We start from the raw sequence: 16,446 nt of genomic DNA, 5'->3' as shown, positions 1-16,446 counted from the left end.
CACCGCGACACCGTCGAACGGCACCGTTCAGGCAACCATACCGCCGGCAGGAAATCGGACAAGCCGCCCGTGTGAGGTCCCGGCCGTGCAGCGCCGGTCGGCATCGCTGTGATCGCCGATGGAGGTTGGGCGCAGTCCCGACGATCGTGGCGGGGCGACGCGCGGCCATCGATCGGCCTTTTCACGCTTCGGGCATGTCCGGCGACGGCGGACCATGAACAAATGTTTTGTTGCGGCCGATCCGGGGCTGTCCGAACGGCGCCGAATGCCCATGCGCCTCAACCTACTCATCATCGCCGTCGCGCTGCTGACGACCGCATGCGCGCAACGACAGACCGGCGCCGCCGATGCTTTATCGACGCTGGCCAAGGCGCAAGCCGCCGCTACCCCGGCTGAACGGCGCGCCGCGATGGTGGCCGAGATCCGCGCAGGCGTTCGCGATGGCGACCCCATCGCCGATACGCCAGCGCTCGATCGTGCGCTGTCGGTCATCGGCACCATCCCGCGCGACGAATTCGTCCCGGTCGAAGGGCGCGCCGCCGCCTACGTCGACCTTCCTCAGCAGATCGGTTTCGGCCAGACCATCTCCGACCCCTATGTGGTCGCCGTCATGACGGCTGCGCTCGATCTGCCCGCCGATCGTCGCGCCAACGTCCTCGATATCGGCACCGGTTCCGGTTACCAGGCCGCGGTGCTCGCGCATGTCGCGGCCCGGGTATCGTCGATCGAGATCGTCGCGCCGCTGGCGCGGGCTGCCGCGGCACGCCTGCACCGCATGGGCTATTCGAACGTCGTCGTGCGCGCTGGTGATGGCTTTGCAGGCTGGCCGGATCGCGGCCCGTTCGACGGTATCATCGTCGCCGCGAGCGCCACGGCGCCGCCTCCGCCGTTGATCGAGCAGTTGAAGGTCGGCGGCCGGATCGTGATGCCGATTGGGGCGACCGATATGAGCACGCAATTGCTGCGCATGACCAAACGCGCCGACGGAAGCCTGGATCGATGCGTCCTCGGACCGGCGTTGTTCGTGCCCTTCACCGGCGGCCGCGTCGCACCATTCGCCAGGCATGGCCTGTTCGACCGCACCATCCCCTTGTGCTTCAAGGCGCCGATCGTCGGCATCCTCTAGCGGATGCGCTGGATCACCTGTGCGAGGCGGCCAGGTGCGAACCGCGATGCCGGGGCCCGATCAGTCCTTTGCCGTCGTCACCGTGGTCGAACGGGGCGAGACGCTGCCGTTGATCGCGATCGCGGTGGTCGCCGGGCGGGCGTCCATGCGCACCGCCGCCGCACCGGGCAGGCCCGGGAAGCGCGGCCACAGCCCCTGCGCCAGTGCCGATCGGCTGGCATGCGCCTTGCGGCCCGACTGCGCCTCGTACATCCAATAATTGCGCAGCACCGTCGTGACGTAGCCGCGCGTCTCCCAATAGGGGATGCTCTCGATGTAGAGCAGCGGATCGCCGCCGTCGCGGACGATGGCGTTCCATTCGCCGACCGGCTTCGGCCCGGCGTTATAGGCGGCGATCACCTTGGGCAGCAGACCGCCGGTGATGCCCGCCATGTCGCGCAGCCGCTCCAAATGGCGCTGGCCGATGTCCATGTTGGTCGCCGGCTTGGCGAGCGCCGCCTTGTCGAGCGGCACGCCCTGTTCGCGCGAATAATCGGTCGCCGCCGCCGGCATGATCTGCATCAGGCCATAGGCGCCCGCCGGGCTGGTCACCCGGCTGCGGAAGCCGCTCTCCTCGAGCGTGTGGGCATAGACCAACGCCTTGTCGACGCGCCATCCGCTGACCGGCGTCCAGTTCGGCGTCGGATAGCGCGCCTCGGCCGTCGCGGTGACGCCCTGCGGGCAATTGTGCGCCAGCCATACCGTCGTCGCGGGCAGGCTCAGCGCCTCGGCGACGCGGACCAGGCTGCCAAATTCCTCGGGCGCGCCGATCCGCGCCTGCTGGCGGATGACGTCGTCGGCAAGATCGGTCTCGCCGATCTCGACCAGCGCCGCCGCGACGCGCAGATTGGGCCGCTTCTCCAGCCGCGCCCAGTCGGCGGCGACGACGCCGCCGGCCGGCTTGTCCTTGTCGCGGATCAGCAGCGCCTGGCGGGCGAGCTGGCCATAGAAGCTTTCGGAAAATTGTGCCGCCGACTGCAGGCGCGGCTGCACCTTGTCCGGCCGGCCGCAGACCACGTCGGCGCGCGCCGCCCAATAGAGTGCCGCCGCGCGCAGGTCGATGTCGGTCGCCCGCGCCGCGACGCCCTCGAAGCCGCTTTCCGCCGCGGCGCAATCATTCTGCCGCCAGGCGGCGAGTGCGCCCATCCAGCGGCCCTGCACCGCCCAATCGCCGACGCCGTCGCCGGCCTTGGCGGCGAGGGCGCGCGTGCTGACGTCGTCGCCGGACAGATAATACATCCAGGCAACCTTGGCCTGCCATTCGGTCTGTGCCTCGGGGCTCAGCCCGCCGGTCGATTCGAGCAGCGCCTGCGCCTCGCGGCCCATGTCCGCCTTGACGAAGGGCTGCATCTGCGTCGCCAGCGCGGCGGCGATCTCATCCGATCGGGTCGTCTTGGCGCGGACCCGGCGCGGCGCACCGTCCTGCCAGATCAGCCGCTGCGCCACCGGCAGCGGCGGCAGGTCGCTCGCCCCGCGCGCCCGCGCCAGCCGCGCCACATCGGCCGCCTCCGGCAATTCGGGCGCATCGTTGAGCAGCGCGACCAGCGGCTCCAGCTCGACCTTGGGCGATCCCTTGGCGGTATAGAGTTCGGCGCGTGCGATCGCGTGCAGCGGGCCGGGCTTCATCGCGTCCAGGCCGAGCTGCGCATCCTGCCAGCGGCCGTCGCGGATCGCCTGGAAGACGGCGCGATAGCCTTCGCGCTGTTGCGCATCGAGCTGGGCGGGCACGGCTTCGCCGCCGCGCATCGGGGTCGCCAGGCGGGCGTCGCCGGCGGGCGAGGCCTCGGCCGCACCCTTCGCCTGTGCCGCCACCGGCACCATCGACATCGCCATCACTAGCGCCAGCTTGCGGGTCACGCGGACAATCCCCCGATCAGCAATTGCAGGTCCTTCCAGGCCTCCGCCTTCGCCACCGGCTTCTCGATCAGGAAGCGCGGGTGAAAGCTGGCGACCACCTCGGTCGTGCCGCGTGTATGGTTAAACGGGTGTAAAGACCCGCGGCTGCCGGGCATTTCGGCCGACAGAATCGCACGGCTCGCCGCATTGCCGAGCAACAGCAGCCGCTTCGGGCCGACCAGGGCGATGTGGTGGCGGGCGATCGTGGCGAGTTCGTCCTCGACGTCGCGCGGCATCCGCCCCGCGGTCGGCCGGCGTGCGCAGACCGCGGCGAGGTGTACCGTGTCCCGCGACTGGCCGATCGCCGCGAGCATCCGGTCGAACAGCCGGCCGGCGGCGCCGCTGAGCAGCGTGCCGGCATCGCCGTCGTCCTTGTCCGGGCAGTCGACCAGCACCATCAGTGCGGCATCGGCCGGGCCGCTCGACGCTACGGAAATGCCGTGCCAGCGTGCCTCCGGCACCGCCTCGCCCAGCCGCCAGGCGAGGAAGGCGTCGAGCGCGTCGGGCATCGTCGCGGCGGGCGGCGGGGCAGGGGCGGCGACGGGCGCGCTGCCGGCCGGGGCGGGCCGCGGCAAGGCCGGCGCTTCGGGCATCGGCGTGCGCAGCCAGTCGCGCGGTGCCTCGTCGACGAGCGCGTCGACGCCCGCCTCCTGCCACCAGTCCAGCGTCGCCGCGGCTGCGCTCATCCAGTCGAGATGCTGATCGGCCCCCACGGGCGGCCTTGTTCCCGCGGTTGACGTTTTCGTCAACTTGTCCGATCGCGTTCGGGAGACAAGACGTTGCCGGCCCGCGCCCGATCGCTGTCAGCGATCGTTGTCGTTACGGAAAGCCGCCGGCCCCGGGAGTGAGATGATGTCGAACCGCGAATCGATGCCCTATGACGTGGTGATCGTCGGCGCCGGCCCCGCCGGCCTGACCGCCGCGATCCGTTTCAAGCAGGTCGCCGCCGAACAGGGTGCCGACCTCAGCGTCTGCGTGCTGGAGAAGGGCTCGGAGGTCGGGGCGCATATCCTGTCGGGTGCGGTGATCGACCCGCGCACGCTCGACGAGCTGCTGCCCAACTGGCGCGAGGACGGCTGCCCGCTCGCCGAGGTGGCGGTGACCGAGAACCTGCATTGGGTGCTGTCGGCGAAGAAGAAGACGGTGCTGCCGCACCTGTGGACGCCGCCCTTTCTGCACAACAAGGGCACCTATACCGGCAGCCTCGGTAACCTCTGCCGCTGGCTGGCTGGCAAGGCGGAGGAGCTGGGCGTCGAGATCTTCCCCGGCTTCGCCGCGGCGGAGGTGCTGTTCGACCACCAGGGCCGGGTGATGGGCGTCGCCACCGGCGACATGGGCGTCGCCCGCGACGGCACGCACAAGCCGGACTATCAGCCCGGTCTCGAACTCCACGCCAAATACACCTTCTTCGCCGAAGGCTGCCGCGGCCATCTGACCAAGGAGGTGATCCGCACCTTCGACCTTGCGCACGACAGCGACCCGCAGGTCTACGGCCTCGGCGTCAAGGAATTGTGGGACATCGATCCGGCGCTGCACCAGCCCGGCCGCGTCATCCACACCCAGGGCTGGCCGCTCGGCGACGACGCCAATGGCGGCGGCTGGATCTACCATCAGGCGAACGGCCAGGTCAGCCTCGGCTTCGTCACCTGGCTCAACTATTCCAACCCATACATCTCCCCCTTCCAGGAGATGCAGAAGTGGAAGACGCATCCGGAGGTCGCGGCGCTGCTCAAGGGCGGCAAGCGCGTCTCCTACGGCGCACGCGCGATCAGCGACGGCGGGCTGCAGTCGATCCCGAAGCTGGTCTTCCCCGGCGGCGCGCTGATCGGCGACAGCGCCGGCTTCCTCAACGTGCCGCGGATCAAGGGCACGCACACCGCGATGAAGAGCGGCATGATGGCCGCCGAGGCCGCGGTCGACGCGATCCTGTCGCAGCGCGAGCACGACGAACTCGCCGCCTATCCGGAGGCGTTCGAGCATTCGTGGGTGAAGAAGGAACTGTCGGTCGTCCGCAACGTCGTGCCGCTGGTCAAGAAGTTCGGCGACTTCCTCGGCTCTGGCCTTGCCGGCGTGACGATGTGGCTGGAGCATTTCGGCATCCGCATGCCGTTCACCATGCGTCACCATCCCGATCACGAGACGCTGTGGCGCAAGGACATGGTCAAGCCGCCGGTCTATCCCAAGCCCGACGGCGTGCTGACCTTCGACCGGCTGTCGTCGGTGTTCCTGTCCAACACCAATCACGAGGAGGACCAGCCGGTCCATCTGACGCTGAAGGACCCGGACGTTCCGATCAGCTACGACCTGCCGCTGTACGACGAACCGGCGCAACGCTATTGCCCGGCCGGTGTTTACGAGGTGGTGGGTGTCGAGGAGGGCGATCCGAAGTTCGTGATCAACGCCCAGAATTGCGTCCACTGCAAGACGTGCGACATCAAGGACCCGACCCAGAATATCAATTGGGTGGTGCCGGAGGGCGGTGGAGGCCCCAATTATCCCAACATGTAAGCTCCTGTTGTTGACGTCGGTTGCGAGCATCGTCGCGCAGCCGGCCCTTGCCGATACCCGCGACGTCGGGCGGGGCCTGTCCGCCTATATGACCGCGCGCGCCGCCGATGCTGGCGGGCGGGTCGATGTCGCCGCCGCCGGCTATGGCCAGGCGCTCGCGGCGGCGCCGGCGGACACCGGCATCGCGCTGCGCGCCTTTCGCGAGGCGCTGGCCGCCGGCGACCTGTCGCTCGCCAACCGCGCCGCCGCGACGTTGAAGGGCAGTGCGCAGGCGCCCGGCGACCTCGCCCTGCTGCCGCTCGCCGAAGCGGCGGCGCGCGGCGATACCGCAGCCGCCGCCACCGCGGTCGCGGGCCTCGACGGTACGCCGCTCGCCGTGCTGACCCCGTCGCTGCGCGGCTGGATCGCCTTTGCCGAGGGCAAGGACCCGGCGCCGGCCTTGGCCGCGGCAGCGGCGCTGAAGCAGCCGATCGCCGAACGCCTCGCCGCCGAAACGGGCGCGCTGTTGCAGATCGCGCGCGGCAAGACCGACGACGGCCTCGCCGCGGTGCAGGCGCTGCAGGCGACCGGCGCGCCGATCGACTTGCGCCTCGCCGCGGCGCAATTGCTGTTCGCCCGCGGCGAGGCGCAGCCGGCGCGTACCCTGATCGCCGGCGACGATCCGGTGCTCGCCGCCTTCCGCACCGGCATCGCCGCCAGGCCGACGCTCGGCTTCGGCGTGTCGCGTCTGCTCGCCCGCATCGCCGGCGACCTGGCCGGGCAGGGGGCGTCGCCGCTGACGACCTCGCTCGCCCGTACCGCGTTGATCGCCGATCCCGCCAACGACCGCGCGCGCCTGTTGCTCGCCAGCGCGCTCGCCGCCGACGGCGCGACCGATGCCGCGCTGGCGCAGCTTGCCGCCGTGCCGACGACCAGCCCCTTTGCGTCCTCCGCCGCCGCGGCGCGCGTCACCGCGCTCGCCGGTGCCGGTCGCGAGGCGGAGGCGCTGGCCCTCGCCAAGACCCAGGCCGAGCGACCGGAGTCCACCGACGGCGACTGGCAGCGTTACGGCGACCGGCTCGTCGCCGCGTCGCGCTATGCGGAGGCGGCACCCTGGTACCGCCGCGTGCTCGATGCCGGTGGCACCGGTGAGTGGACGCTGTGGCTGCAATATGGCGGCGCGCTCGATCAGGCCGGCGACTGGAAGCGGGCGCGGCCGGCGCTGGAACGCGCCGTCCAGCTCGGGCCGGCGGAACCGCTGGCGCTCAACTATCTTGGCTATGCCAAGGCGGCGCACGGCGAGGACGTGCCCGCTGCGACGCGGATGCTCGAACGCGCGCATGCGCTCAAGCCCGACGACACGTCGATCACCGATTCGCTCGGCTGGGTCTATCACCTCGGCGGCCAGACCGCCCGCGGCCTGCCGCTGGTCGAGGCGGCGGCGATCGGCGAGCCCGACAATGCCGAGATCGGCGAACATCTCGGCGATCTCTTCTGGACGCTCGGCCGCCGCTACGAGGCGCGCTATGCCTGGCGGGCCGCGCAGGTCGTCGCCGACGCCGGCGACAGCCAGCGCCTCGCCGGCAAGATCGCCAATGGATTGCCGCGGCGATGATCGTCGAGCCCGCACCGGCGAAGATCAACCTCGCCCTCCACGTCCGCCGCCGACGCGCCGACGGCTATCACGAGCTCGAGACGCTGTTCGCCTTCGCCCGCGACGGCGACACGATCACCGTCGTGCCGGCGGCGGAGGACGATTTCGCCATCACCGGACCGTTTGCGGCGGCTTTGCAGCCGGCACCCGACAATCTCGTGCTGCGGGCCCGTGATGCCTTCCGCGCGACCTTCGGCGGCGGAGCGGTGGCGATCTCACTCGACAAGCATCTGCCGATCGCCTCCGGCATCGGCGGCGGTTCGGCGGACGCGGCGGCGACGCTGCGCGCGCTCGCCCGGCTGGCGGGAACGGCGAGCGACGACCCGCGGCTGTTCGCCATCGCGGCGGCGCTCGGCGCCGACGTGCCCGCCTGTCTCGACGGGCGGACGACATTGGGTACCGGCCGGGGCGAGGCACTGGTCGCGGTCGCCGGGCTCGCCGGCACGCCGCTGCTGCTGGTCAATCCCGGCGTCGCCGTATCGACCGCGGCGGTGTTCGCCCGCTGGGACGGCATCGACCGCGGACCGCTCGCGGTCGGCGCGGACCTGCTCGCCACCGCCCACGCCGGCCGCAACGACCTGGAGCCGCCCGCCACCGCGCTCGCCCCCGTCATCGCGGAGGTGCGGGCGCTGCTCGACCGCGCCGACGGCGGGACGCTCGCCCGCATGTCCGGCTCGGGCGCCACCTGCTTCGCGCTGTTCGAGAGCGAGACGGCGCGGGACGCAGCGGCCGAAGCGGCCCGGGGGCGGGGCTGGTGGGCACTGGCGACCACGCTGGACTGACCGCCGCACGGCGTTGCGGAAAAAATCCTACGTTCGCCCAGGAACATCCGGTTCCCCTCTTGTTCCACCGGAACAAAAGATGTACATGGCTGTCAACCGCGTTGCCCCGCGCGCGCGCATCGCCTAAGCGAAGGGAACATCCTTATGGCCGCCAATCTGAAAGTGATCGACTCCGGTATGGCTACCGCAAACGCAGACCGTCAGAAGGCGCTCGACGCCGCCCTCGCGCAGATCGACCGCGCCTTCGGCAAGGGCTCGGCGATGAAGCTGGGCCAGAAGGAGGCGATGCAGGTCGAGGCGATCTCGACCGGCTCGCTGGGTCTCGACATCGCGCTCGGCGTCGGCGGCCTGCCGCGCGGCCGCGTCATCGAGGTCTATGGGCCGGAAAGCTCGGGCAAGACGACGCTCGCGCTGCACGTCATCGCCGAGGCGCAGAAGAACGGCGGCACCGCGGCCTTCGTCGACGCCGAACATGCGCTCGACCCGGTCTATGCCAAGAAGCTCGGCGTCAACATCGACGAGCTGATCGTGTCGCAGCCGGATACCGGCGAACAGGCGCTCGAGATCACCGATACTTTGGTGCGCTCCAACGCCATCGACGTGCTGGTCGTCGATTCGGTCGCGGCGCTGGTGCCCCGCGCGGAGATCGAGGGCGAGATGGGCGACAGCCACGTCGGCCTGCAGGCGCGGCTGATGTCGCAGTCCTTGCGCAAGCTGACCGGCTCGATCAGCCGCTCGCGCTGCATGGTGATCTTCATCAACCAGCTGCGCATGAAGATCGGCGTGATGTACGGCAATCCGGAGACGACGACGGGCGGCAACGCGCTGAAGTTCTACGCCTCCGTCCGCCTCGACATCCGTCGCACCGGCCAGATCAAGGATCGCGAGGACATCGTCGGCAACGCCACGCGCGTCAAGGTGGTGAAGAACAAGGTCGCGCCGCCGTTCAAGCAGGTCGAATTCGACATCATGTACGGCGAAGGCATCTCGAAGATCGGCGAGATCCTCGACCTCGGCGTCAAGGCGGGTCTCGTCGAAAAGTCGGGCGCGTGGTTCAGCTACGACAGCACCCGCATCGGCCAGGGCCGCGAGAATGCGAAGAACTATCTGCGCGAACATCCCGAAATGGCCGACCGCCTCGAAAAGGCGATCCGCCAGCGCACCGACAAGGTCGCCGAGGAGATGATGACCGGTCCGGATGCCGACGACGATCTGTGATCCGACCAGCCGTGCGAAAGGAAAGGGGCTCTTCGGCGACGAAGGGCCTCTTTTCGTTTGCAGCCGCCCCGCCTCCGACGCGCGGCTGGCAGAGCGATGACGCCAGGGCGCTCCGACGCGACGTTCTGGCGAGGCGTTTCGGTGCGACCTTCGAGGCTTTCAGCGCGAGGCTGCTTCGGTGCGACCTTTGAGACTTTCCTTGAGGCGGCCGCGGTGCGACTTTCGAGACCTTCCGCGGGAGGGCGCCCGGGTGCGACCTTTGAGACTTTTCGCGAGAGGACGCCTGGGTGTGACCTTTGAGACCTTCCAACGGACAGATCCCCCTACAGCGACCGAGGCCTCCTCGCGGAAAGCGCGCCCCGGCATAGCCCTTCCGACAGCTGGCGGCGGAGGTTGGCAGCGACACGATCATCGGAGGACGGAATGACGGCGAGCGGCGACTGGACGGGGCGGGTCGGAGACATATGGGCGGAGGAGTGGCGGCGCACCGACCGGTCCTTCGCCGATCTGGCGCCGCGGCTCGATGCAGCGATCCTCGCCGCCGCGCCGCCGGGCGCGTTCGCGGCGCTCGATCTCGGCTGCGGTGCCGGCGCCACCACCGCGGCGCTTGCGACCGCGCGCCCCGACGCGGCGATCACCGCCGTCGACCTGTCCCGGCCTCTGCTCGCCGTCGCGCGTCAGCGATGCGCCGCGCTGCCCCATATCCGCTTCCACCACGGCGACGCCCTGTCGGCGGCGGAAGCGGCCGCGCCGCTCGATCTCGTCCTGTCCCGCCATGGCGTCATGTTCTTCGCCGATCCCGCGGCGGCCTTCGCGCACCTGCATCGGACGATGGCGCCCGGCGGCCCCTTGGTGTTCAGCTGCTTCGCGGCCCAGGCGGACAATCCCTGGTCGCTGCTTGTCGGCCCGCCCGACGCCCCACCCGATGGCTATGCGCCCGGCCCCTTTGCTTTTGCCGAACCCGATCGGGTGGCGGCATGGCTGGCCGCGGCCGGCTGGCAGGCGGCGCAGCCGGTCAAGGTCGGTTTCGCCTATCGCGTCGGCGAAGGCGACGATCCGGTCGCCGACGCCATTGCCTTCCTCGGCCGCATCGGCCCTGCGGCGCGCCTGTTGCGCGATGCCGCCGCCGCCGATCGCGCGGCGATGCTGGCGCGACTGCGCGATCGCTTGGCGGCGCAACGAAATGGGTCCACGATCGATTTTCCCGCTGCGGCCTGGATCTGGTCCGCGCGGGCAAGGGGGTAAGCACGATGATCATCGTCCATCATCTCGCAAACAGCCGGTCGCAGCGGGTGCTGTGGATGCTGGAGGAGCTTGGCCTGCCCTATCAGGTCAAGCGCTACGAGCGGAACAAGCAGACGATGCTCGCCCCGCCGGAGCTGAAGCGCATCCACCCGCTCGGCAAGTCGCCGGTGATCGAGGATCTCGATGCCGATGGCGGCCGGGTGATCGCCGAGACCGGCGCGATCGTCGAATATCTGGTCGAGAAGGCGGATGGTCGCCTGGGGCCGCCGGCGCACCGCGACTCGGCGCTCCGCTACCGCTTCTGGCTACATTATGCCGAGGGCTCGCTGATGCCGCCGCTGCTGGTCAAGCTGGTGCTCGGCCGCGTGCCGCTGTTCGGCAAGGCGGCGCAAAAGCGCATCCAGCCGATGATCGACGTGCACCTCGATTATGTCGAATCGGAGCTGGCGCAGCGGCCCTGGTTCGCCGGCGACGCGCTGACCGCGGCGGACGTGATGATGAGCTTTCCGCTCGAGGCGGCGCGCAGCCGCGCCGGGCTCGACGCGTCACGCCCGCACACGATCGCCTGGCTCGACACGATCCACGCCCGCCCCGCCTATCAGGCGGCGCTGGCGCAGGGTGGGCCCTATGCCTACGCCTGACGGAGGCTGTCCGGCGCCTGCGGCGCCGGGCCGCCCGACGGGGCATGCGGCGGCTCGATCGCGACCGGCTCGCGCGGATCGAAGCCGCCCTCCCATTTCGCCACCACCGCGCTCGCCACCGCATTGCCGACGACATTGGTCGCGGTGCGGCCCATGTCGAGGAAATGGTCGACCGCCAGGATCAGCAGCAGCCCGGCCTCCGGAATGTCGAACACCGGCAGCACTGCGGCGATCACCACCAGGCTGGCCCGCGGCACGCCGGCGATGCCCTTGGACGAGATCATCAGGAACAGCAGCATGGCGATCTGCGTGCCGAGCGGAATGGCGATGCCATAGGCCTGGGCGATGAACAGCGACGCGAACGTCATGTAGATCATCGAGCCGTCGAGGTTGAACGAATAGCCGAGCGGCAGCACGAAGCTGGCGATGCGCGGCGGCACCCCAAACCGGTCGAGCGCCTCCAGCATCCGCGGATAGGCGGCTTCCGACGAGGCGGTGGTGAAGGCGACCAGCAACGGCTCGCGGATGTAGCGGACCAGGTCTGTGATCCGCCCGCCGATGACCAGGAAGCCGAGGCCGAGCAGCACCGCCCACAGCACGAGGAGCGCGAGGTAGAAACTGCCCATGAAATAGGCGAGCTGTCCGATCACCCCGGCGCCGCGCTCGGCGAGCGTCGCGGTGACGGCGCAGAACACTGCGAACGGCGCGACGCGCATGACATAGTCGGTGATCTGCAGCATCACCGCGACCAACCCGTCGACCGCGCGGATCAGCGGCTGGCCCTTCTCGCCGACCGCGGTGATCGCGACGCCGACGAAGATCGAGAAGACGACGATCTGCAGGATCTCGTTGGTCGCCATCGCCTCGATCATCGAGGCGGGGACGATATGGGTGATGAACTTATCGAGACTGAACGCCGCGGTCGCCACGCCGGCGTCGGCGGTGACCGGCGGCAGCGGCAGGTTGATGCCGACGCCCGGGCGCAGCAGATTGACCAGCACCAGGCCGAGGCTCAGCGAGACCAGGCTCGCGCCGATGAACCAGCCGATCGCCCGCGCGCCGACCCGGCCCAGGGCGGCGGTGTCGCCCATCTGCGCGATGCCGGAGACGAGGGTGGCGAAGACCAGCGGCGCGATGATCATCTTGATCAGCCGCAGGAAGACGCTGGTGCCGATGGTGAAATAGCCGGCGATGCTCTTCAGCCGCGCCGCGGCGGCCGGCGTGCCGTCGTCGAGCAGTCCGTTGAGGACCAGGCCGACGACGATGCCCAGCACCAGGCCGATCAGGATATAGAAGGTCAGCCGCTTGGCCATTCGATGCTCCCCGGTAACGGCGCGACAGAGAGGGGATTGCGGCGCGCGGGTCAAGCGCCCTATCGCTTTGGCAACATGGCCTTCACGCCCTCCCGCCGCTCGCTGCTTGCTGCCGCCACGCTGCTGCCGCTCGCCTCCGCCGCCATCCTGCGCGCCGCCGAGCCGGACCTGTCGGCGCTGCGCGACATCACCGGCGATGCGGTGCCGATCGGCCCGGCCGAACGCGCCGACCGGCTGGCGCGCGCGCAGGCGCTGATGAAGGCGGCGGGAATCGGCGCGATTCTGGTCGAGCCGGGTTCCAGCCTGATCTATTTCACCGGCGTGCGCTGGGGGCGCAGCGAGCGGCTGACCGCGGCGGTGATCCCGGTCGAAGGGCAGCCGTGCATCGTCACGCCCTTTTTCGAGGAGCCATCGGTCCGCCAGACGCTGGCGGTGCCGGCCGAGGTTCGCGTCTGGCAGGAGGACGAGGATCCGTTGCGCATTGTCGCCGGCTTCCTGCGCGACCGCCATCTGGCCGGCCGTCCCGTCGGTATCGAGGAGAGCGTCCGCTACTTCGTGTCCGACGGGCTTGCCCGCGCGCTCGGCCACGCGCGGCTGGTCTCGGCCAATCCGGTCGTGCGCGGCTGCCGGATGATCAAGACGCCGGCGGAGATCGCGCTGATGCAGCGTGCCACCGACGTCACGATCGCCGCCTATCGCTGGCTGCATCCGCGCGTCGAGCCCGGGATGACCGGCGGCGAGATTGGCGCGCTGATGAACGCGGCGACCCGTAAGCTGGGCGGCGATCCCGAATTCGCGCTGGCGCTGATCGGCCCCGCCGCCGCCCTGCCGCACGGCAGCCGCGAGGTGCACCGGCTGACGCCGGGCGAGATCCTGCTGATGGACTGCGGCTGTACGGTGCAGGGCTATCAGTCCGACGTGTCGCGCACCTGGGTGCCGCAGGGCCGCGCGAGCAAAGAGCAGCGCGACGTCTGGGACCTCGTCGCCCGCGGCCAGCAGACCGCGCTCGCCGCGGCGCGCCTCGGCGCGCCGGCGGGCAGCGTCGACGACGCCGTCCGCGCGCTCTACCAGCGCGCCGGTTACGGACCGGGCTATCGCCTGCCGGGCCTGTCGCACCGCACCGGCCATGGCATCGGCATGGACGGGCACGAGCCCGTCAACCTCGTCCATGGCGAGACGACCCCGCTCGCCGTCGGCATGTGCTTCTCCGACGAACCGGGTCTCTACCTCCCCGGCCGGTTCGGCGTCCGGCTCGAGGATTGTTTCCACATGACCGGGGAGGGGCCGCGCTGGTTCTCGACGCCGCCGACGTCGATCGACGCACCGGTATGACGACGAGTCGCCTTGAGGCGGGCCGCGCTCTCGCCTAAGTCGCATCCCCTATGACTTCGACCAACGACATCCGCCGCGGCTTCCTCGACTATTTCGGCAAGGCGGGGCACCAGATCGTGCCGTCCGCGCCGCTGGTGCCACAGAACGACCCGACGCTGATGTTCGTCAACGCCGGCATGGTCCCGTTCAAGAACGTCTTCACGGGGCTTGAGAGCCGGCCCTATTCGACCGCCACCTCGTCGCAGAAGTGCGTGCGCGCCGGCGGCAAGCACAACGACCTCGACAATGTCGGCTATACCGCGCGCCACCACACCTTCTTCGAGATGCTGGGCAATTTCTCGTTCGGCGATTATTTCAAGGAACAGGCAATCCTGCACGCCTGGACGCTGCTGACCCGCGACTGGGGGCTGCCCGCCGACAAGCTGACCGCGACCGTCTACCACACCGACGACGAGGCGTTCGAGCTGTGGAAGAAGATCGCCGGCCTGCCCGATCATCGCATCATCCGCATCCCGACCAAGGACAATTTCTGGGCGATGGGCGACAGCGGGCCGTGCGGTCCGTGCTCGGAGATCTTCTATGATCATGGCGAGCATATCGCCGGCGGCCCGCCGGGCAGCCCGGACGAGGACGGCGACCGCTTCGTCGAGATCTGGAACCTCGTCTTCATGCAATATGAGCAGGAGGCCAACGAGATCGTCGGCGAATTGCCGAAGAAGTCGATCGACACCGGCATGGGGCTGGAGCGCGTCGCGGCGGTGCTGCAGGGCGTGCACGACAATTATGACACGGACACGTTCAAGGCGCTGATCGCCGCATCGGAATCGCTGACCGCGACCCATGCCGAAGGTGCGCAGAAAGCGTCGCACCGGGTCATCGCCGATCACCTGCGCTCGTCCGGCTTCCTCGTCGCCGACGGCGTGCTGCCGGCCAACGAGGGCCGCGGCTATGTGCTGCGCCGGATCATGCGGCGGGCGATGCGGCACGCGCATCTGCTCGGCGCCAAGGAGCCGTTGATGCACCGGCTGGTGCCGGCGCTGGTCGCCGAAATGGGCGCCGCCTATCCGGAACTCGTCCGCGCCCAGCCGCTGATCGAAGCGACGCTGCGCCAGGAGGAGACGCAGTTCCGCAAGACGCTCGACAAGGGGCTGAAGCTGCTCGACGAGGCGACCGTGGGCATGAGCGATGGCGCGACGCTGGCCGGCGAGACCGCGTTCAAGCTCTATGACACCTATGGTTTCCCTTACGACCTGACCGAGGATGCGCTGCGCACCCAGGGCCTACACGTCGACCGCGCCGGCTTCGACGCGGCGATGGCGGAACAGAAGCGCGCCGCGCGCGCCGCGTGGAAGGGATCCGGCGCCAAGGCATCGGACGATCTGTGGTTCGACATCGCCGAGGAAAGCGGCTCGACCGAATTCATCGGCTACAGCGTCGACCAGGGCGAGGGCGCGGTGCTCGCGCTGGTCAAGGATGGGGCGCGCGTCGATCACGCCACCGCCGGCGACACCGTCGCGATCATCGTCAACCAGACGCCGTTCTACGCCGAAAGCGGCGGCCAGGTCGGCGACACCGGCTTGATCAGCAGCGACGTCGGGCTGCGCGCGCTGGTCACCGACACGTCGAAGCAGCTCGGCCGCCTGTTCGTCCATCATGCCGAGGTGCAGGCTGGCACGATCAAGGTCGGCGACGCGGTGAAGCTGCAGATCGATGTCGCGCGCCGCGGCCAGATCCGCGCCAATCACAGCGCCACCCACTTGTTGCACGAGGCGCTCCGCCAACGTCTGGGCGGCCATGTCGCGCAGAAGGGATCGCTGGTCGCACCCGAACGGCTGCGCTTCGACGTATCGCATCCGATCGCGATGACGGCGGACGAGTTGGCCGACGCGGAAGCCGCGGTCAATGCGCAGATCCGCGGCAACGGCCGCGTCACCACCCGCCTGATGACGCCCGACGAGGCGATCGCCGAGGGCGCGATGGCGCTGTTCGGCGAGAAATACGGCGACGAGGTCCGCGTCGTGTCGATGGGCACGGACGATGGCGGCCAGACCTATTCGCTCGAACTGTGCGGTGGCACGCACGTCGATGCGCTCGGCGACATCGGCCTGTTCAAGGTCGTCGGCGAGGGTGCCGTCTCCTCCGGCGTGCGCCGCGTCGAGGCGCTCACCGGCGAGGCGGCGCGCAGCTATCTCAACGGTCGCGACGAGAAGCTGCGCGAGGCGGCTGCGACGTTGAAGACCACGCCTGACGAGGTTCCCGCGCGTGTCGCCGCGCTGGTCGACGAGCGGCGCCGGCTCGAGCGCGAATTGGCCGAGGCGAAGAAGGCCCTGGCCATGGGCGGCGGCGGCGGCCAGGCGGCGGGGCCGGAGCAGATCGGCCAGGTCGCGTTCATCGGTCAGGTGCTGGACGGCTTCGAGGCCAAGGGCCTGCGCGGTGCGGTGGACGACGCCAAGCAGCGGCTGGGATCGGGCGTCGCGGCGCTGGTCGCGGTGAACGACGGTCGCGCCTCGGTGGCGGTCGGCGTGACCGAGGATCTGGTCGCCAGCCACAATGCGGTCGACCTGCTGCGGCGGGCCGTCGCGGCGCTAGGGGGGCAGGGCGGTGGTGGTCGGCCTGATATGGCGCAGGGCGGCGGCCCGGACGGCGACAAGGCCGCGGACGCGCTCGACGCGATCCGCGCCGCCCTCGCGGGGTAAGACGTCGCTTCGGCCTG

General features: G+C 70.0%; 12 protein-coding genes. 9 read left to right on the top strand and 3 right to left on the bottom strand.

Annotated elements, in window-relative coordinates:
* The first annotated feature begins 265 nt into the window (after positions 1 to 265).
* A complete protein-coding gene (locus ACU5AX_RS02625; RefSeq protein WP_446689548.1) occupies positions 266 to 1,126 on the top strand; it encodes a protein-L-isoaspartate(D-aspartate) O-methyltransferase in 861 nt (286 codons plus the stop codon).
* 60 nt (positions 1,127 to 1,186) lie between these two features.
* On the opposite strand, the gene ACU5AX_RS02620 is transcribed toward ACU5AX_RS02625, so the two are convergent.
* Positions 1,187 to 2,998 carry a lytic transglycosylase domain-containing protein gene (locus tag ACU5AX_RS02620; RefSeq protein WP_446690451.1) on the bottom strand — a complete coding sequence of 604 codons (1,812 nt, stop codon included), beginning with the start codon at positions 2,996 to 2,998 and terminating at the stop codon, positions 1,187 to 1,189.
* Positions 2,999 to 3,018: 20 nt separating this feature from the next.
* A complete protein-coding gene (locus ACU5AX_RS02615) occupies positions 3,019 to 3,774 on the bottom strand; it encodes a uracil-DNA glycosylase (protein WP_446689547.1) in 756 nt (251 codons plus the stop codon).
* A gap of 139 nt (positions 3,775 to 3,913) precedes the next feature.
* Between ACU5AX_RS02615 and ACU5AX_RS02610 the strand changes: the two genes are divergently transcribed.
* The 6 genes from ACU5AX_RS02610 to ACU5AX_RS02585 all read left to right on the top strand — a co-directional run bounded on the left by ACU5AX_RS02610 (position 3,914) and on the right by ACU5AX_RS02585 (position 11,088).
* Positions 3,914 to 5,569 (top strand): electron transfer flavoprotein-ubiquinone oxidoreductase, encoded by a 1,656-nt coding sequence (locus ACU5AX_RS02610; protein WP_446690450.1) that lies wholly within the window; start codon positions 3,914 to 3,916, stop codon positions 5,567 to 5,569.
* A 10-nt stretch (positions 5,570 to 5,579) separates the two neighbouring features.
* Positions 5,580 to 7,163, top strand: coding sequence for a tetratricopeptide repeat protein (locus ACU5AX_RS02605; RefSeq protein WP_446689546.1), 1,584 nt, complete (start codon positions 5,580 to 5,582; stop codon positions 7,161 to 7,163).
* Positions 7,160 to 7,984: a 4-(cytidine 5'-diphospho)-2-C-methyl-D-erythritol kinase gene (locus ACU5AX_RS02600; protein ID WP_446689545.1), complete on the top strand. Its 825-nt coding sequence runs from the start codon at positions 7,160 to 7,162 to the stop codon at positions 7,982 to 7,984. The genes ACU5AX_RS02605 and ACU5AX_RS02600 overlap by 4 nt, the downstream gene beginning before the upstream one ends.
* 144 nt (positions 7,985 to 8,128) lie before the next feature.
* Positions 8,129 to 9,202, top strand: a complete 1,074-nt coding sequence (gene recA, locus ACU5AX_RS02595) for a recombinase RecA (protein WP_198352867.1) — start codon at positions 8,129 to 8,131, stop codon at positions 9,200 to 9,202.
* A 423-nt stretch (positions 9,203 to 9,625) separates the two neighbouring features.
* Complete coding sequence (locus ACU5AX_RS02590) at positions 9,626 to 10,447, top strand: class I SAM-dependent methyltransferase (protein ID WP_446689544.1); 822 nt, start codon at positions 9,626 to 9,628, stop codon at positions 10,445 to 10,447.
* A gap of 5 nt (positions 10,448 to 10,452) precedes the next feature.
* Positions 10,453 to 11,088: a glutathione S-transferase family protein gene (locus tag ACU5AX_RS02585; protein WP_446689543.1), complete on the top strand. Its 636-nt coding sequence runs from the start codon at positions 10,453 to 10,455 to the stop codon at positions 11,086 to 11,088.
* Here the strand turns inward: ACU5AX_RS02585 and ACU5AX_RS02580 are convergent.
* Complete coding sequence (locus ACU5AX_RS02580; RefSeq protein ID WP_446689542.1) at positions 11,079 to 12,401, bottom strand: dicarboxylate/amino acid:cation symporter; 1,323 nt, start codon at positions 12,399 to 12,401, stop codon at positions 11,079 to 11,081. The two genes, ACU5AX_RS02585 and ACU5AX_RS02580, sit on opposite strands and share 10 nt — an antisense overlap.
* A 75-nt stretch (positions 12,402 to 12,476) precedes the next feature.
* Here ACU5AX_RS02580 and ACU5AX_RS02575 point away from each other — a divergent pair, with 75 nt between their 5' ends.
* Both ACU5AX_RS02575 and alaS read left to right on the top strand, forming a co-directional pair.
* A complete protein-coding gene (locus ACU5AX_RS02575; RefSeq protein WP_446689541.1) occupies positions 12,477 to 13,733 on the top strand; it encodes a M24 family metallopeptidase in 1,257 nt (418 codons plus the stop codon).
* 50 nt (positions 13,734 to 13,783) lie between these two features.
* The gene (alaS, locus tag ACU5AX_RS02570) at positions 13,784 to 16,429 is read left to right on the top strand and encodes an alanine--tRNA ligase (RefSeq protein WP_446689540.1); all 2,646 of its coding nucleotides are present in this window, start codon (positions 13,784 to 13,786) and stop codon (positions 16,427 to 16,429) included.
* The last annotated feature ends 17 nt before the right edge of the window (positions 16,430 to 16,446 follow it).

The sequence above is a fragment of the Sphingomonas benefaciens genome (assembly GCF_052907485.1).
The sequence above is the reverse complement of the archived record's forward strand: the minus strand, read 5'-3'. Positions and strand labels throughout refer to the sequence as shown.